Here is a 21,760-nt window from a genome sequence, read left to right as displayed (position 1 = left end):
GTAAAACAGATTGGAAAAGAGATTCTCGAATTGCAGAAATCTCTCTGAATATTTCAGCCAGTCTCTTTTTTATCATAACTTCCTGGAAAATGCCAGTCGAAGAACGAATACCCGGCAGCGAAATGCTTTTCTCCGGATTGGGACCGCTCCAGATACCAGACCCCCGGCCGGGACCGGCCCGGTCCGGGCACCGCCTTTCCATAGATCCGGCCGGGCGGCAGCACCAGTCCCGACGCAGGCCAGCCGCACAGGAGCAGAGGGCGGAACACAGGCGAACCGGGAAAAGGGGCCGGGATCGGGAACGGTGGCGCAGGATTTGAGAGAATAGGGCGAAGGTGGGTTGAGCCAGCCCGGAAACCGCCCGGGACCGCGAAGGCGTGTTCCGGATCACAAGATCCTTACCGTTGTTCCCTTTCCGGCAGGACCCGGTCAATAAACCCGGTCGTGTGTCCCGATGTCGATGAGCAACACGATAGTATGTGCATCATCCATGAACCTGAAGATGAGACGCTGATCGTAATTGATTCGCATTGCCCACAACCCCTTCAGGACGCCGCTTAAGGAATGTACCCTGAGGGTGGAGTGAAAGGGATCGTTGACGAACAAATCCAGCCTTTCACGGAATAAAGGAATGAGATCCGGATGCTGAACGCTCCATTTTTTAAAAATTTTCCTGAATTTATCGTCCCAGACGAGGTCAATCATTCAGCTCGCTCATGAGATCGTGTACGGAACCGGATCGTACCTGGCCAAGAGAATAATTCTTCTCCGCATCGCGTGCCCGTTCTGCGATACGCTCGCGTTCGGTCTCGATGAGCCGGCTGGACAATATCCGGTGAATATAGATTCGGTCATCTGGATCGAGCTGCTCTATCTCCTCAAGCACTCTGTTAATGGTAACGGACGAACTCATACCGGGTCCTTTCATTGATTATTATCCGGGTACTATGATAATCCTGTCGAAGGGGACACCGGTCTATCATACCCAGTACATCAAGGAAAACCTGGACTCGTCCATCCTTAGTAACAACCTCAGCTGCTTCCAGATGAAACCCGGGAAGAACAACGATGCCATCCGGTCTTTTAACCGGGCCCCCTGCCATCAACCCGGAGTTCTGCGAAGGCAAACCGGGCAGCGGTTGCACAAATCCCGGCGCAGGCCAGCCGCACGGGAGCAGGAGAGGGAGACACAGGCGAACCGGGAAAACGGGCCGGGCAATATTCATAACCTCACACATATGAATGATATATCAATGACCGAGATTGTCCTGAACGTCCCTGACGACCTGCCACTTCCCGGGCTTGTTGCACGACTGGAGCGTCTCATTGAGGAAGAACACTTAAAATGGATGTTGTTCTCAAAGAGCGTGGATGTCATTGCACTTGACGACAAGGACCAGGCCGCGTTTGAAAAGGTGCGGGAGCAGGCATGGAACGGGACAAAGAAAGAATTCGGATTGTAATCGATACCAACGTCCTGATAGGGGCTCTCGTTAAGGACAATTCATTCAAAGCCAGGATAGTAAAGGACCGGCATTTTGATTTTTTCTTCCCTGATTACGGACACATTGAGATCGAAAAATTCCGGGAGTATATCAGTACGAAACGCGGGAAAGTCCCTGCTGCTCCTTCCTTTGATTATGCCATAACGTTCCTGCTCGACTCGGTTACTACGGTTCCCCGGCAGTTATACAAGGATCAGGTTCAACGGGCATACGAAGAGATGGCTGCAATCGATCCCAGGGACACGCCGTTTCTGGCACTGGCCCTCCACCTTGAAAGCCCGATCTGATCGGACGATAACCATCTGAAGCGGCAGACTCTTGTCCCTTGTTACACGACGGGCGAGATCTCCAGGCTTTTATAAAAGATGAGAGTAAAAGTAAACCTTTTTAAAAATCCTCCGGAATTTATCGTCCCAAACGAGGTCAATCATTCAGCTCGCTCATGAGATCATGTACGGAACCGGACCGGACATGCCCCAGAGAATAATTCTTCTCCGCATCGCGTGCCCGTTCTGCGATACGCTCGCGTTCTGTTTCGATGAGCCGGCTGGACAATATCCGGTGAATAGAGATCCGGTCATCTGGATCGAGCTGCTCTATCTCCTCAGGCACTCTGTTGATGGTAACGGACGAACTAAATACCGGGTCCTTTCATTGATTATTATCCGGGTACTATGATAATCCTCTCGAAAGGGACACCGGTCTATCCCGATCTATCATACCCGGCACATCAAAGAGAACCCGGACTCGTACATCCTCTGGAACAACTTCGGCTGCTGCGTAATGAAGAAGAGATTGTAAGACGATGCCATCTCGTCGTTTTACCGGCACGGCCCCGGTCCGGGCACCGCCTTCTTATCGATCCGGCCGGGCGGCAGCACAGGTTCTGGCGCAGGCCAGCCGCGCGGGAGCAGGAGGGGAGACACAGCTCGCCGGGAAAGCGAGCCGTACCTGATCGGGAGCAGGAGAGGGATGGCGGAGGAATTGGCCGGGACAGGAAAGACCAGAGCGGGGCGAAAGCCCTATTTTTTATTATATATACAAACCAATCGGATACATTGATATCCAGCAAAGGGACCCGCAGCCCGGATATCCGGAAGGAAAATGCTGAAGAAAAATTCCATTCTCACAAACCGGCAAAAAGAGGTATTGCGATACCGGAGAGACGGGCTGGCGCAGTGGCAGGTTGCACAGCTCCTCAATGTTTCGGAATCGGCCATCTCCGTAGTTGAAAGAGCTGCGAAGAAAAATATCCGGCTAGCCAAAAAGACCCTGGATGCTTTCTATACCATGGATGCCCGCTTTTTCTGCACGATAAAAGAAGGTGCAAACCTCTTCGAAGCGATCGTCATGATTGCAGATGAAGCTAATAAGGCCGGCTTTACGATAACCGCCGATCCGGTTGAACTTGTCAGGCAGCTGCGTACGGAGAACCCGGAATGCATCAATGGCCAGGCCGTCCGGGGATACATCAAGGTGTTTATCCGGGACAACGGACTGGTTTACTTCGAATGTTTTTATGAATGAAGGCGCACTGATCCGGAGCCGGGACAGGAAGTTATTCACCTATCTCCGGATTGGATATTCCCTGCCTGTGTTTTTAATACCGGCAGGTCATGTTCAACAACTTTCCCGACAGCATCCCCCGGTCGATGCTGAAATAGTGATGCACGGGAATGTTTCTCATGCCGATGATGTCGGACCAGGGAATACCCGGGTTCGCATTCCTGAATTCCGGTGAGAGCCCCCTCACCGCATCCCCAAGGATCCGGAGATGATGGCCCACCCAGACCTGAGCCATTTCATCATCGTAGAAATAATCCCTGCCCTTACGAGAGACCCGGAAAATCCGGTCGATTGCCTCGATAATGTCCGGCAATCTTCCCATGTCGTCTCTCATAATGCCCGCGCTTCCTGTAAAACCTGCGGACGGATCCGATCGCGAAGCCCGGCTTCTGTAACAACATCCACCGGGTGGCCAAGCGGTGCAGAGAGATCCATGGCCAGGCCCCCGGTATCGAGAAGACTCCTGCCAGGGTCCGGATCGATCAGGAGATCGATGTCACGGTCAGCCCGTGCTTCGTTCCGGGCAACAGAACCGAATAACCGGATATTCCTCGCACCCCTCCGGTCTGCAAGAGCGGGGATCTCCTGCCGGTTCCGGATAAGGAGTGCCAAAAGATCGGTTTCCGTGGCCATATATCAGGTACTTATATCGGTACGGGGCCTATAAAACTCACGGCGGATCGTTCGTTCACCTCAATCCCAGCTCTTCCTTGATCTCCATAAGCCCCGCAAGCGCAATCCCATAAAACTCCGGTAAGGGGATCACCGGCGCAACAAGCGCGATCCGCTCCCGGTCACAGCCGGCCGCAAACGATTTCTCCTTTGATTTCTTCGTGATGGTCTTCACCGACACATCGGAGAGGTTCCCGCCCTTGACAAGCCCGCACGCAATCACAAGCCCCGAAACGCTGTCGGCAGCCTGGAGCACTATCTCTACTGGTTGTGTATAGGCGCCCTGGTGCAGGAAATGGTTGTGCCTGCGGATAACCTCCGCTTCAGCAGGATCGATCCCCTCTGTCTCAAGGATGTCCGCTCCAACCGCACCATGCCTTTGCATATCTCCACCGATCTCCTCGAAGTCGATATCGTGCAGGATCCCGATCCGCTCCCAGCAGGACTCGTCCTCTTTGAGATGCCGGGCCGCGTGTTTCATGACCGTGCCGGTGGCAAGACAGTGGCGGATGAGATGCTCGTCTTTGATATGGCCCCTGATCAGGGCGATGCAGGCATGTCGGTCCATAGATGAACTGTGGATCCCGCAGGATTTACGCATTATCATCCGTGCGGGAACAGGTGGATAAGCCTATATCCTCCCGGATCGAAAAGAGTATGAATGGACGCGCGACTCCTTGATGTTGTCATCGGCCTTGCCGCATTTATTGTCCTTGTGATCCTGCTGGCAGTCCTGCCTATGGCACTGCCCGCCGCGATCGCCTACCTTGCGGCGATTGTCGGGTTCATCACATTCCTCTCCGGTGCAGGATACCTGGTGAACGATAAGATCACGTAGACGGTGACGGCGGTATATCCGCCGGCTTCTCTTCCGCTTTTTTCGGCCTGTTCTTTGCGTCTCGTTTTTTTGTCCGGTAATAACTGAGCGGGTGGCTCACTTTCTCACAGAGCGGGTCCTTGTGGAGACAGAGGCCGGTGGTCCGCATAGCGGCACAGGCCGGTGCTGTATATTCCGTGCCCGATCCGCCCCGGCCTGTGATGTGCTCGACCTGGTACATTGTTTTTTCAGGATCGAAGTCCGGCGACCGGGCATACATTGCCGCAATCCCGCTTACATCCATTCCGATGGTATGAAGGAATGAGGTGAGCGAGAACCGACCGGCATGCGTCAGGTTAGCGCCTTCCGTGAGGGCTTTGATGAGGGCATGCATACAGGGGGGGAATGCGCTCTCTTCCACGGCACCGAACTGTTCGAGCATCTGCTCCTGGTAGGCTTTCTTGATCTGCGCGACCTTGGGCGAGATCTTCTCGCAGAGCGATGCGGGGACCTTGTGCGGGAGATCGCGCCGGAGGAGCATGCGGACGCGTTCCCGCACCAGCTCGTACCGCTCCTCTTTTTTTATCGTGACAAACCCACGCTCAACCCGCCGGTTGACAAGGTGGAAGCGGTCATCGTGGAGCGGTGCCACCATCTCGACGTAATCGAGAAAGGGCATCTTGTCCTGCGTGATCCGGATTCCCAACTCTTCTGCAAGCACGATACAGAGCCGCGAATACTCGCCATCTCCCTGCTTGTAACTCTGGTTCCAGTCCTCTTCGTGGACAAGGAAATAATATGCCCGTTCGGCCTCGTACCGGGTCAGCCGGTCGATCACCTGACGGTCGTTTACGCAGGAGACGATGATCCGGGCAAGGGCGTATGCCGCGATCTCCTCCTCCGGTGTCCCGGACACATCAGGGGTGAATGTCTTTTTGGGAGTAATCGCATCCTGGACCCGGGCAAGGGCACGCTCAACCAGGGCTTCGCCGCGCTTGTCCTTCAGTACAGCATCAAGCGTTGCAAACCGGCCCTTGATATGGTCCTGGCTTTTTTTTAAAAAAGGGAAATGGGAGAGTTCCTTTGCCGACGGGGAATACTCCATCTAGTCAGCCTCGATACGGGGCGCGAGGAGGTACTCGACATGGCCGTTGCCGCCCGCAATATCGAAGGAGAACCGGACCGGGTGGTCGATGCCAAGGAAGATCTCGACCTGTTCGGCCTTGCTCATGACCTTGCCCATGTCCTTGAGGTAATCGAGGGAGAAGAGCGAGCGGGCCTCTGCCGGGGTAAGCGAGACAAGCTCGTCCTTGGTGAACTCGCGCCGGATGTGATCGGTGTCGCCTTCCGCAACAAGGTAGAACGTCTGGTCTTTCGGGTTGATCCCGAGCGCAATCTTGTCCGAGATCACGGCAGCGGCCTTCATGGCGTTGTTGAGGTCCTCGCCCTTGATCACGATCTTACCGGGCAGGTTGATGGTCGGCGGGTTCGGGTCCTTCCTTATCGTGTTCGTGTCAAGCAGCGTGATCGAGTAGTGGTAGCCGTGGACCGAGACCGACATCTTCTGGGCATTGTCCGCCATCTCGATGCTGATCAGGTCGCCCTTGTCGGCCATGCCGAAGATGTTCTTCATCTTCATTAAGTCAATGCCGAGCTGGCTCTTTGTCGCCTTGTAGGTGTCGAACGCTTCCTTCCTGAGTGTGAGGGAGATCATCGCCACGTTTGCTGTATCAACAGCCCGCGTGGAGAAACCGCTCTCGTCCGTGTGCAGGCGGCACTCAGGGATGAGGGCCGAGATTGCTTCGATTGCTTCCCTGAACGTGTCTGCATCAATGGTTGCTTTTAACATCGGTTACCCCTTAACAAACTCTAATACAGTATATCGGCATATGATAATTATAGTGTTTTGGGTTTAAACCCACGATTTCGCGTATTGCGGGGAATGATCAGCGCCATGGGCTCACAATGGGGATATGACAAGACGTACATGCGGGCAAAGCTGGAGGGATACCGCTCCCGTGCAGCCTATAAGCTCATGGAGATCCAGAAGAAGTTCGAGATCATCCGCGACGACGACAATATCGTTGATCTCGGGGCAGCCCCGGGGAGCTGGCTCCAGGTGGAGCGGACTCTTACAAAGGGAAAAGTCATCGGCATCGACCTCAATCCGATCGCAGCTCTTGACGGGGTCGAGACCATTGTCGGGGATATCAACGATCCTGAAGTGCTCGCGGAGTTGCAGTCAATGATCGATGTCGTCAGTGTTGTTGTCTGCGATGCCTCCCCCAAGCTCTCGGGGCACAAGAGCTATGACCAGGCCCGGATCATTGAGCTGAACGAACAGGCGCTGCTCTTTTCTTGCCGGGTCCTCAAGCAGGGCGGGAATTTTGCCGTTAAGTCCTTCCAGGGGACAGACTTCCCGGATTTCTACAATGACACAAAGCAGCACTTTCACTCGGTGAGGACAATGAATACCAAATCGAGCAGGAAAGGAAGCACAGAACTATACGTTATCGCCAAGAACTTTTACGGGTAGACAACCAGCCATGCTCTTAAAGGACTCCTTTGACCGCCCGGTAAGCAACATCCGGATCAGCCTCACTCCCCGGTGCAACCTGAAGTGTATCTACTGTCACCGCGAGGGAGAAGTGAAACCGGAGGCCGAACTCTCGCTTGAGGAGATCCGGGAAATTCTCCGCGTATCGGCAAAATTCGGGATCCGGAGCGTCAAGTTCACTGGTGGCGAACCGCTCCTGCGGGAGGACATTATCGACATTGTCCGGTCCGTACCCCCGGACATGGAGTCGTCGATGACCACGAACGGGATCCTGCTTGCCCGGTATGCAAAGGAGTTAAAAGCGGCCGGGATGAAGCGGGTGAACGTCAGTATCGACAGCATCATTCCCGAGACATACAAGAAGATCACCGGCCACGACTCGCTCAAAAAAGTCCTGGAGGGCGTGCAGGCTGCGCTCGATGCCGGCCTCACGCCCATCAAGATCAACATGGTCGTCCTCGAAGGGATCAATGACCATGAGATTGACGACTTCCTCGCCTATATCCGGGGCAATCGCAACCTTGTCCTCCAGCTGATCGAGCTGATGAATTTCAACAACTGCGAGCACCACTCCCAGTTGAACGGGCTTGAGGATTCCCTTGCCGCCCGCGCGAAGACGATCATCACGCGCCGGATGCACCATCGCAAGAAGTACTGCCTTGACGGTGCGGAAGTCGAAGTTGTCCGGCCCCTCCACAACTCCGAGTTCTGCAAGTTCTGCAACCGTCTCCGCGTGACTTCGGACGGGAAGCTGAAACCCTGCCTGCTCCGGGCCGACAACCACATCGACATCCGCGGGAAGACCGGCAAGGAACTTGAAGATCTTTTCGTGAAGGCTGTCGCATCTCGCGAGCCATTTTATAAGTGAACGGTAAAGCCTCCCGAAGTAGAGGACTCTGTCAATTTTATGCCCTGAAATGTATGGTCAGATTTCAATACTGGATAGAAGCATCCCTTTTCATCCTCAATTTTTTTAGTACACCGCCCGACCCCCGTCACGCAGCCCCTTGCCTGGAGCGTTCATTTACTCTCATAAAATTGTCGGAATTTTCCTGATATTTGCATGAGTGGATGGGGGGGTCGGGCGGTGTACTAGTGACCCGGGGCCTTTCTCCAGCATCGGATTTTGCGCAGGGAACACGAGCTTTTTTTCTGATCCACCCGACGGAAAAACAAGATTACCGCTCACATTTCCGGAGCCGGGAACCATGGACCTGATGCACAAGAAGTACACCGCCCGACCCCCCCACGCAGCAATCCGCGTTCGCCCGGACCCGGGAGTAACACGAACCGGGGCGGAGACAACGACCGACAGGGCATCAACGGATTAAAAAAATCCGGGCGGGATCATGAGCATGAGCCAAATATCCCCAACAGCGCATCTCTTTTAAAAACAGGGAATGAAAAAAGGAGTCTCACTCCGGTGCCGTCAGGGTTGAAAGGATGTATGCCAGCACGAAGAGGAGGAGGCCATTGGCAAAGAGGATGACAGCCACGACCAGGCCGGGGATGACACCGGGGAGGAGCATGGAGAGGCCGAAGAGGATTCCCACGATGTTGAGCACGCTCTGGGTGATGAGCAGCTTTTTGAGCGGGGGCGGGATCACAGCCTTTTGAGCCGGCGGGTTTATCAGTGCCCTGAATACCGGGAGCACGCGGATTGTCAGCGGGATGATACCGCCAAAGATGTTGAGTGTGGCAAGGGTAACTACAAGAACGGGCGTCAAAACCCCCGGCACAATGCTTGCTATCGAGCCAAGCGTCACGAAGAGCAGGCCGGCAAAAAGGATCAGCCACGTGCGCCGGAACTGGCCAACCGGGGTCTCGCCCATGGCAAGGAACTGGATTGCCATGATAACAATCAGGAGCCCGAGCTGGCCGTCCGGCGAGAACGGGATGAGGCCGAGGTTAACCGGCACGAGAAGCACGGCAAGAAGGGCTAAGAGAACCCCGAGGAAGAGGAGGAGCGCGAACGTAAACGAGATGGGCGCATCGCGGAAAAAGAACGGGACATTCCCGGAGCCCTGGGGAAGAGGCCCGGCAGACTGCGTTGCCTGCGGTGAATAAAGTGTGTAGGCTTTCTGGATGCTCCACGCAAGGTAGAACAGGCTGAGGCCGGAGAGGATGAGAAATACCGAGGTGACGGCATTGTCCACAAGACCGGGCAGGAGCGTGATAAGGCCCAGCAGAACCGAAAGCGTGTAGACCAGGCCGCAGGCAACCGTGAGGTGCCGCAGGATTCCCGGGATCCGGATCCATAACGCAGCTTTCTCTTTGTTTAAGACCAGCTGGAGGAGAAGCGCGATACCGCCAACAAGGAGAAGGGCCCCCACGAGATCATGGATGATGCCGGAGAGTGCACCGGGAATGAAGCATGCCGTCATTCCAAGGATCCCGGCGCAGATCCCTGCAATGATGACAAGCCATGTGCGCCGGACCTCGCCAAACGGCGTCTTTCCCATCGTGATAACCTGCAGCGCGACAAGGACAAGGAAAAGCCCGTAGGTACTGTCAGGAGTATAGGGCAACGCCCCTGTATTGATAAAAACAAGGAGGATGCCGAAGATGAGCATGAATATGCCCAGGACAAGCAGGAGGACTGTTTCGAGCGTGAAGTTAAATTCCCAAATATTTGACCGTACAGACGCCGGATCCTGACGGGTGTCTCCTGTCATGCGGGAACGCTCCTGGATCGTATCAATCCCAAACGGGATAACCGTGATCGTGCAGGGCAAACGTAACGCTGTTCCATACTATCCGTATAATGGACTTCTTTTCCTTTAGCATTTATGAATTATCATCATATACGGGCAATTTTCTCCTCCACGCGAGCCGATACCCTGTCTGTGAATTACCAGGACCAACTGCGTTCATGGCAAAGGCTTTAGGAAATTGCCTGCCAACATCTTTCCATTCCCTATATGCCCGGGTTCGCGAAACCTTCGGGCAGACGGTGACATCCTATGGCAGAAGAGAAAACCGAGACCCCGACCCATGCACCACCAAAGAACAACGAAGAGTTTAAAAAACGTTATGGCGACCTGGTCGGGCTTGGCCAGTCCGCAGCCGTATACGCAAGGAACAATATTGCCGCGAAAGTCTACCGGGAGAACCAGCCGCACTACCAGCCCTTCATGGAAGCGTTTTACATCGCGCTGGTCGGTGAAATGGGAATACCCGTGCCGAAGGTTTACGCCGTTGAATCGTTCCTTAACCAGACAGCCATCATCATGGACCAGGTGAAGGGAAAGAGCCTCCTGGATATCGCGATCGAGGACCCGTCCAGGATGGAAGAGACCCTTGACAAGGTCGTGGAGATGCAGGTAGCGATGCACAAGGTGGAGATAGGGGTATTCCGCTCCCTGAGAAATGTCCTTGGCGCAAACATCCAGGTAAGCCCGGGGCTGACCCCTGATGAAAAGGAACGCCTGAACGCGATGCTCGCCAGACTCCCTGACGGGCTTGCGATCTGCCACGGAGACTTCCACGGGGGCAACATCCTCTTTGATGGCGAGAAGTACATCATCATCGACTGGGCAGAAGTGGCCTGCGGCGCTCCTGCCGGTGATGCCTGCAGGACCTACATGGACTATTACATGGGGAACCATGAGATTGCCGAAGCATACCTGAAAAAATACTGCGCAGCTTCGGGGCTCACCCGCGAGGAGATCCTGGCCTGGCTCCCGGTAACCGCAGGATCCATCTACGGGTTCATGACGGATGAATGGAAGAAACAGATCCGTCACCTGTTCTGATCGGTCCTTTTCCTTTTTTCACCGTTCTCTCTCACCTGTGTATCAAGAGAACGTATTTACAATCCAAGATCGAACTTAACCGATATGCCGGAAGAGAACGAATACCTGACCGTCCTCGATTACCTGTACGGGAAGTCACTGATGCTGCAGGATACATCGGGCTTCAACAAGGTCCTCTACTTCTACCTCATCGACTCTCTCGCCCACATCGATTACACGGCCGGGATCTACGCCTACAACTACGGCTCGCCAAAGAACATCATCGGCGCCGAATATATGCGCTGGCGTGTCGAAGAGGAGAAGAAAGGCGACCGGGCAAAGTTTGCGGGTTTTGTGAACTGGCTTAAAGAGAAGTACCCGGAAAAGTTCAACGCTCTCCCCTCGCTCTGGCAGATGATCTATGATACTGAAGACGAAGCGGGTTACCGGAGTTTCCGGATCGTGATCGACCCGGACAGTAAGTCCGCGCTCCCGGCGAACTTTTTCTTCGCAGTCATCGACGAGTTTTTCGACACCGAGTTCTTGAAGAGCATCTATGTCGGCGCATCGCTTGACACGCTCTTCTCCGCATATTGTTCACAGAACCCGTAAGACCACAGGATTATTGTCATGCATGTCAGCCGTATCTGTTCGGATCTCGTGAAGATCAAAAGCGAGAACCCGCCAGGGACAACCGCAGAAGTGATCGAGTACATCCGCGAGTTCCTAAATGGCATCGGCATCCGCTCAACCATATACGGTGCCGGGCAGGGCATGGATAACCTTGTGGCCATACAAAAAGACGCCCAACTGATGCTCTGCGGCCATGTTGACGTTGTCCCGGCACCCGGTGACAACTGGTCCCGGCCCCCATTCTCCGGTGAGATCGCAGACGGCCGTGTCTGGGGGAGAGGGGCAACCGACATGAAAGGCGGTTGTGCGGCAATCCTCTCCGCGTGCGAGACCCTTGCCGAAAAAGGGGGGGACGTGCCGGCCACCCTTACCTTCGTCTGCGATGAAGAGACCGGGGGCGAGAACGGGACGCGTTTCCTTCTTGCAAAAAAAGTGCTTTCGCCCTGCGACTGCATCATTGCCGAGCCCACACCGGCCCTCCATCCCAGTATCGGGCAGAAAGGGCTCTGCCGGATGGAGATCGCCTTCTCCGGTATCCCGGCGCATGGTTCGCTCTACCCTGTCGTGGGCCGGAGCGCCATCATGGAAGCAGTGCCCTTCCTGGAATGGGTAAAGATCCTGTACAACCGCGAGTACCCGGTGGATGCTTCCCTGCAGGAGATCATTGATCGCTCGGCCGGAGTCCTTGGAAAAGAGTTCAGGATCGAAGGCGTAAGCGATGCCTTACAGCGGCTGACCTTCAACCCCGGGACGATCCACGGGGGGGAGAAGTCCAATGTCGTGGCAGAGCACTGCACCCTTGAACTCGAGATACGGGTACCATGGGGCTGCTCGATTCCCGAGACCATTGCCGAGATCAAGGCTCACGCAAACAATGCCGTCGTCACTCCCCAGGAGGCGTATGTCCCCACCATCACCGACCCGTTATCGCGGATCGTAACAGTCACCTGCGAGGCAGTACAACGCGCCTGGAACAAACCCTCGTTCCCCTTCGTGCAGTGGGCGGCAAGCGATGCCCGGCACTTGCGGGGTGCCGGGTTCCGGGTCATCGAGTACGGGCCCGGCGAGATCGAGAGCCTGCATGCCGTCAATGAACGCGTCACTATCGTGTCCCTTGAGAAAGCGGTGGAGATCTACCGGGACGTGATGCAGCAGTATGCCGGGAAGCCGGCATAACCTTTTTTCTGGATCATTCCCGTTGAACTACAATAAAAAAAGGGGGTGGGCCGGATTATTTCCGTGCCACCAGGTATGCCCCCGCTATTGCTGCCCCGATAAGGGCGAGCACTACGGTTGCCGGGGAGAGCGGGGAGAAGGTCGTTTTCGCTGCAACCGGGATCGTAGTGGTGACCACCGATGGCTCTACAACAGGTGAAGCCGAAGGGGTTGCCATGATTGTCTCCTCCGGGGCGGGTGTTGCCGGGGTTGTCCCGAGCCGGTTGAGTGTGGGGGGGGTTGCGACCGTTGTTGCGGAATAATAGAACGTCTGGCTCTTGCCGGTCATCTCTTCCTTGTTCGCTTTTGCTTCAGCAAAATTCGGATCAATACCGAGCGCCTTGTTGAAACAGGTGAGGGCATCGTTATACTGCCCGAGTGCAACATAGACTTTCCCCTTGTTGTTCCACGACGTGGCATTGAAGATGGTGATGGCAGTCGCCGTGTCGAAGGCGGAGATGGCGCTTGCGTAATCGCCTGCGTTCATGTAGGCGAGCCCGAGGTTGTTCCATTCCATGAGGTTGGTGGTATCAAGGGTGGTGCACTTCTTGTAGGAGGTGATGGCAGCCGCCGAATTGTTCAGCTGCATGTATGCGTATCCCTGGTTGCAGCAGGGTCCCGCGAGATTCGGCTGGAATACAAACATGGCGTCATATGCCGTGACAGCCTCGCTCCACCGCTGGAGCCGGAAGAGGGAGAGCGCCCGGGCGGTAATGGCACGCTCATCCTTTGAGCGCAGGGCAAGCGTTGCATCGGCTGCTTCAAGCGCTGCCGAATAATTGCCCAACCCATTGAGTGCTGTGGCCTTCCCCGATAAAGCGGTGGCATGCTTTGCATCCTGGGCAAGGGCATTGTTGAAGTACGTAAGCGCATCGGAATATTTCCCTGCATCGAGCGCTGCGTTCCCGAGGGCTGTCCATTCATTTGTGTCCTCGGCCTGGACTGCCGGCATGAACAGGAGCAGGACAAGGAGTGAAAGGATCAGGATTGTGTACCGCATTTTCTCATGACGAATGTTTCCCTGAAGCCTGATGAATCTATTGATTCAAGAGAACGGAGGGCTGTTTTTTCTTTTCTGAAGAATTCTGTCTTCGGGTAATTATCGCCCCCCTTGCGCCTCCGACAGGTCGTCAGACCTGGAGGATGAGAAGATTTCCCGTTGGGAAATCTTCGAACTTCCCCTGACTCGAAGAACCTTGCAGGTTCTTCTCATGTCTCACTTCTGAAGAGGTTCGACACCCCCCAGGGCGGGGGTGCAGGAGTTGCCTCGGTAATACCCGCATAGGAAAAACTGCATCGATTCGAAGAGGTAATTGATGCCGCCGCGGGGACAGTCGCAGGCTGTGGAGAAGTGATACCTTCGACTCGCCCTTCGGGGGGTGATCGTCGCATCAGCGAGGATTACCTGGAGATGGCATCAGCCTTCGAATTTGGCGGCCGTTCATCGCAACCGGGGGTATGGGGGCATCAGCCCCCATATTTGAATGAGGATTTCTCCTGAACTTTTTCCCAAAGGACGGTTATCCGGGAATTATTTCCTGCCAACCACGAATGCAACTGTGCAGGAAAAGACGGCGGTAACCGCAAACGCGGCAAAAATCCCCGAAAGGTCGGCAACAATGCCGGCAAGGAACGGGAGGAGCGCCATGCCCAGGTAACTGGATGTGGAAAAGAGCCCCATGGCAATTCCCTGGTGTTCCCGTACTTCAGCAAGGAGAGACATCTGGGCTATCATCACGAGGCCGGCAACTGCCCCGAGCACGAGAAGCCCGGCCGGCGACCATGCAAGGAGCAGCATACCACAGGCCATCAGGATCGATGAGAACTGGATCATGCGGGTCTCATTCAGCGGAAACCGGGAAATGAGGAGAACTGAAACGATCGTGGCGATGCTCATGCCGGCAATCCAGAACCCGGCCGTGTCTGCAGGGAGGGCGGAGTGATCGGGGAACAGCGCCGTTGCAACGCCCGTTGCGCCAATCAGGACCACTGACGAGTACAGCACCCAACGGAACTCCAGGAGAATGCTCCATGATACGCCAAGGTCCTGGCCGGACGGTGGAAGAGGGCGCTCCCGGGATACGAGACCGGCTATGAGGGGGATGACAGAAAGGGCAGTAAAGAGGAGGAGGCCGGCAGCCGGCAGACCGGACCGGGTCGAGAGCACACCGGCAGCGATGAGGCCAAAGACGAGACCGGCATTGAGGAGGGCAAGGAAGTACCCGCTCATCTTCTCGTGATCGGTTCTCCGGTTGACCGCAGCCATGGCCGGGGCAATGAAGAGGCCGGCACCGATGCCTTCTGCAAAACGCCCGGCAAGGGTTACGGGAGCGCTGCCGGAGAGAAGGAGCACTACTCCGCCAGCGACCGTCAGGGCAAGGCCGGTACGCATGAGGGCGGTGGGACCGAACCGGTCCGAGAGGATACCGGCCGGCAGCGTGCTGATGAACGCCCCGAGGAAATATGCAGCATAGATGGCCCCTGTCCAGGACGGGCTGTCGGAAAACGCGGGGAGGACCGGGACGATGGCGTTGGATAACGCCATGACAGAGAAGACACCGAAGAAAAGAGTGACCGTCTCTCTCACGTGCGCCCTCTTGTTATCAGACCATGCGGTAGGTCTCGAGGTTCAGGGGGGAGTGGGTTTCGATGTGGTAACGCTTGTAGATAGAACTGGCAAGGTCGATGGTGTTGTTCTCGTCGCCGTGGATGCAGAAGATCTTCTCGGGACGGGGCGAGATCTGGCCAATGTAGTTCATCAGCTGCCGGCGGTCGGAGTGGCCGGAGAACCCATCCACAGTAACGATCTCGAGGTTGATCGTTATGGTCCCCTTCCTGCCCATCGGGACTTCGCGCCAGCCTTTCTGGATCCGGCGGCCGTACGTCCCGTCGGCCTGGTACCCGACAAAGACGAGCGCATTCTTCTCGTCCTGTGCAAGGTTCATGAGATACTCCATGACCGGACCCCCGTTGAGCATGCCACTTGTCGAGATGATGACACAGGGATCGCCACTGATAACCTTCTCGCGGAGTTCCTGGCTGTCCACCTGCTGGAAGCATTCAGCAAGGAAGGGATTCATGCCCTCGCGGAAGATCTGGTTGCGCAGGTCGGTGTTGAGGTATTCGGGATAGGTGGTGTGGATCGCGGTTGCCTCACGGATCATGCCGTCAAGGTAGATCTTCACTTTCGGGATCTTGTTTGTCCGCATGCCTTCCTCGATGGCGAGCATGACTTCCTGCGAACGGCCGACCGAGAAGGCCGGGATGATGACCTTGCCGCCCCGCTGGAGCACCCTGTTAATGGTCTCGTACAGCATGCCTTCGCAATCAGCCCGGGCCTGCTGGAAATCGTTGCTGCCCCCGTAGGTGCTCTCCATGAAGAGGGCCTCAAGGCGCGGGAACTGGTTGATGGCCGGGTTGAAGAGCCGGCTCTTGGCATAGTTGAAGTCGCCGGTGAACGCGATGTTGTACATACCGTCGCCGATATGGAAGTGGGCGATGGCTGAACCAAGGATATGGCCGGCATTGTGGAACGTCAGCTTGATGTCCGGCGCAATGTCCGTCACGCTGCCGTAGTTGAGCGTGACAGAATGCTTGATGTAGGTCTTGACCTCGTTTGAGCTGTAGGGCACCTTCCGGCCTTCCTTGTTGATAACATCAAGGTAATCGAGCTGGAGCATTGCCGAGAGGTCCCGGGTCGGGGGCGTGGAGTAGACCGGGCCCTCGTACCCGTATTTGTAGAGGAGCGGGACAAGAGCGCAGTGGTCCAGGTGGGCGTGTGTCAGGACAACGGCATCGAGCGAGGAGAGCGGGTAGATCTCGGGGACATAGAGGTACGGGGTAGCACCGGCATTGTCGGGTTTCTCACCACAGTCGATGAGCACCTTGCTGTGGGGCGTCGAGAGCAGGAACGCGGCCCGGCCAACCTCGCGGCAACAGCCGAGAGTAGTGACACGGGCCCACTGGTCCTTTCGTGCAGTCTCGTCCCCCCGTGGCGGGAGGTCGCGGTGGATCCGCCGGCCGATGGTACGGAGGAACTGCTTCCTGTCTTCGTTGACCGAGCGCAGGTACTGCCGGACCTGCTTGACCGTGGAACTCTCGATGGGGGGTGTCCGCACGACTTTGGGGGTCCAGCCGATGGCCTTTGTGATCTCACGGAGCGTTGCCCCGTTCTTCCCGATGACAACGCCCGGCTTCTCGGCCTCGATCAGCACCTCGCCGGTGTCGGCATCAAAAAAGATATCGGTAATACCGGCATTTTCCGGGACAACGGACTTGATCTCCCCGTGGGCTTTTTCAGGGTCTTCGAGGATGGTGGGTCTTACCACGATCCGCTTGCGCAGGTCGCGGGCCAGGATCCGGATCAGGTCAGCTTCATCGGCAAACCGCTTGGGGTCGTCAGTGTAGATGACAAGTTCCGGACCTTCAAACTCGACCTGCGTTACATTGATGCCGCGGGGCACCTTGTCATTGATCTTGTCTTTGAGTTCTTTTAACCGCTCTTCAATTTGCATACAATAAACGTCCTAAAAAAAGATTATGCTGATGTCTTGGCAAGGTATTTCTTGAGAGCATCCTCGGAAAGAGTCTGGAATTTGTCTTTAGTTATGGCTACCACGTGGATCCCTTCACCGGACCCGGCATCGCGTTTCATGGCCGACTTCAGGCCACGGACCGCGATCTCGATTGCCTGTTCTTCGGTCATGCCCGGCTTGTAACGGTCCTCGAGGACACCGTAGGCCATCGGGGAGCCGGAACCGGTGGCAACGATCTCCTCTTCCTTTGTTGCACCACCCATCGCGTCCACGGAGTAGACGCTCGGGCCTTTCTCGTCAACGCCGCCGACTAAAAGCTGGACGTAATACGGGAAGTAACGGTTCTGGTTCAGGTAGTTCGAGAGGAGCGTTGCCGTTGCCCCGACCGTGATCGGGCGCGACCGGCGGATCTGGTAGAGGTTGCACTCCACGTTCAGGATGCGGGCGAGCTGCTGGGCATCGCCAACGCCTCCCGCCGTAGTCATGCCGATCCGTTCTGCGACCTGGTAGACTTTCTTGGCTTTCTTGCTGGCGATCATGAGGCCCATGGTCGCCCGTTTCTCGGTTGCAAGGATGACTCCTTCGGCAAAGACAATCCCGATGGTGGTCGTCCCCTTCATGGACTCCGGTAACTGTTCAGGCATATGAGATACCTCAAAAATATATTAACGCTGAAATTAGGTAAAAGCGCTTGAAAGTACTTGGGGCTATGTGAAAAGATAAAGGTTTTTATTCAGAATCTTCATGGCAAAAAGCCCGGATCAGTTCACGGTCGTAGAGCATGGAAACCAGTTTCTTGTCTCCGTTCACGACGGGCAGCTGGTCAACGCGGGAACGCCGCATCTTCAGCGCACACTCGCTCACTTCCGCGTTTGCCGGCACGGCAACAACATTCTTCACCATGGCAAGCTTGACCGGGCGGTTGGGCAGCTGGACCTTGGAGATCCCAAAGCTGATGGTGTGGTTGTCCCGGATGCTCTCCCAGGTCCATTCGTCATCATCGGTCCCGTTCGAGAAGTCGGAGACACCGACCGAGTCCTCGATGCTTGAGTTCCGGATCAGGTCCCGTTCTGAGATGATCCCCTTGAGCCGGTTCTCGGCATCAAGGATCGGGATGGCATCGACACCGGATATCTCCATGACCCGGCCCACGACCGGCAGGGGAGTCTCCTCCCAGAGGGCAAACGACTTGCTCGTGTACTTATCCTTGATCTCCTCACGACACTTGACCTGCGCAAGGGCGTGGATAACATCGGCAACCGAGAGGAGGCCGACAAGGTGGTGGTCCTCGACAACCGGCAGCCTGCGGATGCGTTTTGTTACCAGGATCCGGGCCGCCTCTTTCATCTCCATGTCAGGCCCGATGGTAACGGGTTTTGCCGTCATCAAAAGGCCGAGCTGGGTCTCTTCGGGCTTGCTGAGGAGATCCTTTCTCGTGATGATCCCGACGAGCTTCTTGTTCTTGATGACCGGGACGCCGGAAATTCCTGTACGCTTGAGGATCTTTAAGACATCGTCCCGGTTGCCCGGGATCTCGACGTTGACAACGTCCGATGTCATGTAGTCTTTGACAATCATGTCCGTTATGATCTCACCACCATGGTAGAAACCGTGCTGTGGGTCACGATGAACGTGGAAACACTCCCGATGAGGAGCCGGTCGGTCTGGCTCTTGCCGTGGGAACCGACAATGATGAGGTCTGCCTTTACCTTGTCGGCAAGGGCGATGATCTCGCTGCCCGCATGACCGAACTTGAGGTGCGTGGCAAGGGTGATGCCATGTGACGCGGCATCGGTCTTTGCCTTGTCAAGAACCGCATCGCCCTCTTTTTTGAGGACATTATACATGATCTCGACGGTATTGTCTGTAGGGAGGGACGAAAAAAGACCGGTTTCAACAACATAGGCCGCGTGCAGTTTTGTTTCGCCTGCCCGGGCAAGTTCGACAGCACGGTCGAGCGCCTTCTGCCCGGCCGGTGAGCCGTCTAGTGCAACCAGGATATTAGCAAACACCGGAATCACCCAAAACAAACATGCCTCTTTCATTTAATTTACGAATTAAAAACCCTTGTGCCGCGGCAGGAAAACGGAGCCCGGATAACCAGGGATGTAACCGGATCATGGCTGAATTTGAGCGTATTTTGCTCCGGGTCGATGATCCGCAGGCGTGCCCGCGCACCGGGGCGGATGAAAAACGGAGAGCCGGTCAGCACCGATCCGGCTACTGCGGAACGGAGGATTCCTGCGGGATCTGTTTTGTACAGGGTTGAGACGAACGCCATCTCGCCACCCAGGTCCGGGGGAACAAACATGACATTGTCTGTCCCGAGCCAGACCGTACAGCCGAGTTCCTGCATCAGCATGACGGGGGGTTTCTTTGCCGAAGCCGTCACGCCCAGCCTCCAGTTGGACCGCGGGCAGATGACTATGGGAATCCCCTTCTCCGCACAGGTCCGGAGCTGCTTCTTTGTCGCGTGGGTTCCGTGGACAATGAAGTCCGGGTCAAACGAGAGGGCAGCGTCAACATCCCCTGCATCCCGCTCCCCGGCATGGAACGCCACCTTCTTTCCCGCTTTTTTCGCTTCCGCAACAATCCGTTCAACACCCGCGACATCCCGGGCGCTGCTGACCCCGAGGCCGTCTGCAACGAGCTCGCCCCCGTCACGGCCAAAGGCCATGGCATGGAACGGGAGATCCGCGCCGGCATCCCGCAGCATTGCAACCCCTCCGGGACCCCCCTCGCGGAAGTCCGCACAGCCGGCCGTGCCGGAAGCAATCATCCCCTCCATACTCGCCCGCATACCGGCAACAAGATCGGCACGGGGAGCAGCCCGCAGGAGCCGGTGCTTCAGGCCGTCCGGGGGAGTGACCAGCGAAACTAGGTCGCCTGTTGCCCCGCAGTCCATTGCAATGGTGTCGCCAAGGTGCGTGTGAGCATTGAAGAGCGCCGGGCAGATCCAGAGCTGCGGGGCCCGGGGGTTCTCTTCGATTGCCGTGATCGTGCCGTGCTCGATGATGATATCTGCCTTTTCGGGTGCGAGCTCTTCTCCCAGGAGCGCCAGTCCGGACACGATCTGCGGGCTTTTTTCAGTCATGCGTATCTCTCTTTTATATAGCGAAAAATGAAATATATTTGCATGGCAAAGAAGAAAGGTGGCAGATTACTCTCCTCAGCGGGACTGGTCAATTATTACGAGAGCGAGGACCGGCGGGCAATCCATATCAGCCCCATCACCGTGATGGTTGTCGCAGCCGCGATCGGCATCATCATCATGGCGCTCAAGATCGCCTTCCCCGGATAACCCTCTTTTACGACCACTCTTTTTTCAGCACGCGCCGCGTGATATCCTCTTCACCCGAGAAGTACAGGTTGTCGTGCCCTGTCCATTGCGGGCAGCCCCGGAAGAGAACAACAGGGACGCCATTATTGCTCTCGCCCATCACGAAGTTGGAGAAACCCGCTATCTCGTCCACGACCGCCTCTTCCGTGATCTTGAGCACGTGCCCGAAAAGATCCGTATCGCCCCGGAAGTCGCGGATCGCCTGCATCCCGCTCCAGCCGATGGCATTCCCGGTCTGGCCGCGCCTGAACGACCGCCCGCAGGTGTCGGTGATGATGACACCAATATTCCTGCCGGTGATCTTCCGGATCCGCTCGCGGACATCTTCGGCAGCCTTCATCGGGTCGGGGGGGAGGAAGATCACCATGCCGTCCTCGATGTTGCTCTGGTCCACGCCTGCCCGGACACCGATATGCCCGAACGAGAGCTCGGAGAGGATGAACGGGTGCTCCATGATGATATCGGTGGACGCATCGAGAACTGCCTGCACGAAGCGCGGGTCCTCGCCGTTCAGACCGCCAAGCCGGATCGCACGCTCTGAGGGCGTGATCTCCGACAGGGGCCGGGTAAAGCCTTTCGCTTTAGAGTAGATGGTCGAGGCAATGCAGAGGATGTCGCCCTCAGCGATCGCAACGCGGTCGCAGATGAGCGCTGCAACATCGTCGCCCTTTTTAATGAGGGGGAGGCCCTGCACACCGATGACCTGGATCGGTTCAGTCATGCAGATCTCTATGAGACAAACAGCCGATATCAGGGTTTCGGAATGAGATGGTGAAATGCGGATCTGCCGCTCCGGGGGCAGGCTTTCCGCGGGAGAGCACCTCACACCCATACCCGCGCCCCATGCCGATATGTATATATCATGGTCGCGTAGATCACCATCTGATTATGTACCTCATCATACGCTGCCCGCAGTGCGTGACGTTCACGTACGTGGACAAATTCCAGCGCTGGAAACTCTGTCCCACCTGCGGGCACGCGTACGAGGTGAGCAAGGCGCCGATGTATCTCGAAGTCCAGGACCACCATGAGGCAGAGCACATTGTCCGCCAGATGGAAAAGCACCTCCACGCAAACAAGAAAAAAGACTTTTCGCCTGAGGAGAAGGAAGAACTCCGGCACCATTACACCACGGCCCTGAAGCAGCGGCGGGAGCACCAGCACCCGGTGCACTGATCCTTTTTTC

General features: G+C 56.2%; 28 protein-coding genes. 11 read left to right on the top strand and 17 right to left on the bottom strand.

All coding sequences use genetic code 11. The annotated features are described in order from the left end of the window. Window positions 1-429: 429 nt before the first annotated feature. Both PHF39_RS03625 and PHF39_RS03620 read right to left on the bottom strand, forming a co-directional pair. A complete protein-coding gene (locus tag PHF39_RS03625; protein ID WP_300220266.1) occupies window positions 430-705 on the bottom strand; it encodes a type II toxin-antitoxin system YafQ family toxin in 276 nt (91 codons plus the stop codon). Beyond that, window positions 698-913: a hypothetical protein gene (locus tag PHF39_RS03620; RefSeq protein ID WP_300220264.1), complete on the bottom strand. Its 216-nt coding sequence runs from the start codon at window positions 911-913 to the stop codon at window positions 698-700. The genes PHF39_RS03625 and PHF39_RS03620 overlap by 8 nt, the downstream gene beginning before the upstream one ends. 34 nt (window positions 914-947) lie before the next feature. On the opposite strand from PHF39_RS03620, the gene PHF39_RS03615 reads away from it, so the two are divergent. Next, a complete protein-coding gene (locus PHF39_RS03615) occupies window positions 948-1,463 on the top strand; it encodes a hypothetical protein (protein ID WP_300220262.1) in 516 nt (171 codons plus the stop codon). Beyond that, window positions 1,430-1,792 (top strand): PIN domain-containing protein, encoded by a 363-nt coding sequence (locus PHF39_RS03610; RefSeq protein ID WP_300220260.1) that lies wholly within the window; start codon window positions 1,430-1,432, stop codon window positions 1,790-1,792. Before PHF39_RS03615 ends, PHF39_RS03610 begins: the two co-directional genes overlap by 34 nt. Before the next feature lie 136 nt (window positions 1,793-1,928). Here PHF39_RS03610 and PHF39_RS03605 read toward each other — a convergent pair whose 3' ends face one another. Then, window positions 1,929-2,117, bottom strand: a complete 189-nt coding sequence (locus PHF39_RS03605; protein ID WP_300220258.1) for a hypothetical protein — start codon at window positions 2,115-2,117, stop codon at window positions 1,929-1,931. A gap of 492 nt (window positions 2,118-2,609) precedes the next feature. On the opposite strand from PHF39_RS03605, the gene PHF39_RS03600 reads away from it, so the two are divergent. Continuing rightward, window positions 2,610-3,032: a Tfx family DNA-binding protein gene (locus PHF39_RS03600; protein WP_300220256.1), complete on the top strand. Its 423-nt coding sequence runs from the start codon at window positions 2,610-2,612 to the stop codon at window positions 3,030-3,032. 73 nt (window positions 3,033-3,105) lie between these two features. On the opposite strand, the gene PHF39_RS03595 is transcribed toward PHF39_RS03600, so the two are convergent. Genes PHF39_RS03595 through PHF39_RS03585 form a run of 3 tightly spaced genes read right to left on the bottom strand, consistent with a single transcriptional unit; the run spans window position 3,106 to window position 4,311 of the window. Continuing rightward, entirely contained in the window at window positions 3,106-3,405 is a 300-nt protein-coding gene (locus tag PHF39_RS03595) for a HepT-like ribonuclease domain-containing protein (protein ID WP_300220254.1), read from the bottom strand. Then, window positions 3,402-3,704 carry a nucleotidyltransferase family protein gene (locus PHF39_RS03590; protein ID WP_300220252.1) on the bottom strand — a complete coding sequence of 101 codons (303 nt, stop codon included), beginning with the start codon at window positions 3,702-3,704 and terminating at the stop codon, window positions 3,402-3,404. Before PHF39_RS03590 ends, PHF39_RS03595 begins: the two co-directional genes overlap by 4 nt. A gap of 55 nt (window positions 3,705-3,759) precedes the next feature. After that, entirely contained in the window at window positions 3,760-4,311 is a 552-nt protein-coding gene (locus PHF39_RS03585; RefSeq protein ID WP_300220250.1) for an HDIG domain-containing metalloprotein, read from the bottom strand. 93 nt (window positions 4,312-4,404) lie between these two features. Between PHF39_RS03585 and PHF39_RS03580 the strand changes: the two genes are divergently transcribed. After that, window positions 4,405-4,581 carry a hypothetical protein gene (locus PHF39_RS03580; RefSeq protein ID WP_300220248.1) on the top strand — a complete coding sequence of 59 codons (177 nt, stop codon included), beginning with the start codon at window positions 4,405-4,407 and terminating at the stop codon, window positions 4,579-4,581. Here PHF39_RS03580 and priL read toward each other — a convergent pair. Together priL and PHF39_RS03570 are read right to left on the bottom strand one after the other, a co-directional pair. After that, a complete protein-coding gene (priL, locus tag PHF39_RS03575; protein WP_300220246.1) occupies window positions 4,574-5,665 on the bottom strand; it encodes a DNA primase regulatory subunit PriL in 1,092 nt (363 codons plus the stop codon). The two genes, PHF39_RS03580 and priL, sit on opposite strands and share 8 nt — an antisense overlap. Further along, entirely contained in the window at window positions 5,666-6,409 is a 744-nt protein-coding gene (locus PHF39_RS03570; RefSeq protein ID WP_300220244.1) for a DNA polymerase sliding clamp, read from the bottom strand. 105 nt (window positions 6,410-6,514) lie between these two features. Between PHF39_RS03570 and PHF39_RS03565 the strand changes: the two genes are divergently transcribed. Both PHF39_RS03565 and moaA read left to right on the top strand, forming a co-directional pair. Continuing rightward, entirely contained in the window at window positions 6,515-7,096 is a 582-nt protein-coding gene (locus PHF39_RS03565) for an RlmE family RNA methyltransferase (protein ID WP_300220275.1), read from the top strand. Between the two features lie 10 nt (window positions 7,097-7,106). Beyond that, on the top strand, window positions 7,107-7,985 hold the full coding sequence (gene moaA / locus PHF39_RS03560; RefSeq protein WP_300220242.1) for a GTP 3',8-cyclase MoaA: 879 nt from the start codon (window positions 7,107-7,109) through the stop codon (window positions 7,983-7,985). Between the two features lie 547 nt (window positions 7,986-8,532). On the opposite strand, the gene PHF39_RS03555 is transcribed toward moaA, so the two are convergent. Next, window positions 8,533-9,852, bottom strand: coding sequence for a hypothetical protein (locus PHF39_RS03555; RefSeq protein ID WP_300220241.1), 1,320 nt, complete (start codon window positions 9,850-9,852; stop codon window positions 8,533-8,535). Window positions 9,853-10,080: 228 nt separating this feature from the next. On the opposite strand from PHF39_RS03555, the gene PHF39_RS03550 reads away from it, so the two are divergent. The 3 genes from PHF39_RS03550 to PHF39_RS03540 all read left to right on the top strand — a co-directional run bounded on the left by PHF39_RS03550 (window position 10,081) and on the right by PHF39_RS03540 (window position 12,660). Next, window positions 10,081-10,872: an aminoglycoside phosphotransferase family protein gene (locus tag PHF39_RS03550; protein WP_300220239.1), complete on the top strand. Its 792-nt coding sequence runs from the start codon at window positions 10,081-10,083 to the stop codon at window positions 10,870-10,872. A gap of 84 nt (window positions 10,873-10,956) precedes the next feature. Continuing rightward, on the top strand, window positions 10,957-11,463 hold the full coding sequence (locus PHF39_RS03545) for a hypothetical protein (RefSeq protein ID WP_300220238.1): 507 nt from the start codon (window positions 10,957-10,959) through the stop codon (window positions 11,461-11,463). 18 nt (window positions 11,464-11,481) lie between these two features. Beyond that, a complete protein-coding gene (locus PHF39_RS03540) occupies window positions 11,482-12,660 on the top strand; it encodes a M20/M25/M40 family metallo-hydrolase (RefSeq protein WP_300220236.1) in 1,179 nt (392 codons plus the stop codon). Between the two features lie 55 nt (window positions 12,661-12,715). Here the strand turns inward: PHF39_RS03540 and PHF39_RS03535 are convergent, their stop codons facing one another. From PHF39_RS03535 to PHF39_RS03505, 7 genes are all read right to left on the bottom strand, one after another. Beyond that, window positions 12,716-13,699 (bottom strand): tetratricopeptide repeat protein, encoded by a 984-nt coding sequence (locus tag PHF39_RS03535; RefSeq protein WP_300220235.1) that lies wholly within the window; start codon window positions 13,697-13,699, stop codon window positions 12,716-12,718. 531 nt (window positions 13,700-14,230) lie between these two features. Further along, window positions 14,231-15,286, bottom strand: coding sequence for an MFS transporter (locus PHF39_RS03530; RefSeq protein ID WP_300220233.1), 1,056 nt, complete (start codon window positions 15,284-15,286; stop codon window positions 14,231-14,233). Window positions 15,287-15,302: 16 nt separating this feature from the next. Then, complete coding sequence (locus tag PHF39_RS03525) at window positions 15,303-17,213, bottom strand: beta-CASP ribonuclease aCPSF1 (protein WP_300220231.1); 1,911 nt, start codon at window positions 17,211-17,213, stop codon at window positions 15,303-15,305. A 23-nt stretch (window positions 17,214-17,236) separates the two neighbouring features. Beyond that, window positions 17,237-17,878, bottom strand: coding sequence for an archaeal proteasome endopeptidase complex subunit beta (gene psmB, locus PHF39_RS03520; RefSeq protein WP_300220229.1), 642 nt, complete (start codon window positions 17,876-17,878; stop codon window positions 17,237-17,239). An 85-nt stretch (window positions 17,879-17,963) separates the two neighbouring features. Continuing rightward, a complete protein-coding gene (locus tag PHF39_RS03515) occupies window positions 17,964-18,812 on the bottom strand; it encodes a CBS domain-containing protein (protein WP_300220227.1) in 849 nt (282 codons plus the stop codon). Window positions 18,813-18,817: 5 nt separating this feature from the next. Further along, entirely contained in the window at window positions 18,818-19,246 is a 429-nt protein-coding gene (locus PHF39_RS03510) for a universal stress protein (protein WP_300220226.1), read from the bottom strand. A 38-nt stretch (window positions 19,247-19,284) separates the two neighbouring features. Next, entirely contained in the window at window positions 19,285-20,328 is a 1,044-nt protein-coding gene (locus PHF39_RS03505) for an amidohydrolase family protein (RefSeq protein WP_300220224.1), read from the bottom strand. 42 nt (window positions 20,329-20,370) lie between these two features. Between PHF39_RS03505 and PHF39_RS03500 the strand changes: the two genes are divergently transcribed. Next, window positions 20,371-20,535: a preprotein translocase subunit Sec61beta gene (locus tag PHF39_RS03500; RefSeq protein WP_300220222.1), complete on the top strand. Its 165-nt coding sequence runs from the start codon at window positions 20,371-20,373 to the stop codon at window positions 20,533-20,535. 7 nt (window positions 20,536-20,542) lie between these two features. Here PHF39_RS03500 and PHF39_RS03495 read toward each other — a convergent pair whose 3' ends face one another. After that, window positions 20,543-21,295 (bottom strand): coenzyme F420-0:L-glutamate ligase, encoded by a 753-nt coding sequence (locus PHF39_RS03495; protein WP_300220220.1) that lies wholly within the window; start codon window positions 21,293-21,295, stop codon window positions 20,543-20,545. A gap of 167 nt (window positions 21,296-21,462) precedes the next feature. On the opposite strand from PHF39_RS03495, the gene PHF39_RS03490 reads away from it, so the two are divergent. After that, window positions 21,463-21,750: a DUF1922 domain-containing protein gene (locus PHF39_RS03490; RefSeq protein WP_300220218.1), complete on the top strand. Its 288-nt coding sequence runs from the start codon at window positions 21,463-21,465 to the stop codon at window positions 21,748-21,750. The last annotated feature ends 10 nt before the right edge of the window (window positions 21,751-21,760 follow it).

This window comes from Methanoregula sp., assembly GCF_028712425.1.
GTDB lineage: Archaea > Halobacteriota > Methanomicrobia > Methanomicrobiales > Methanospirillaceae > Methanoregula.
The sequence above is the reverse complement of the archived record's forward strand: the minus strand, read 5'-3'. Positions and strand labels throughout refer to the sequence as shown.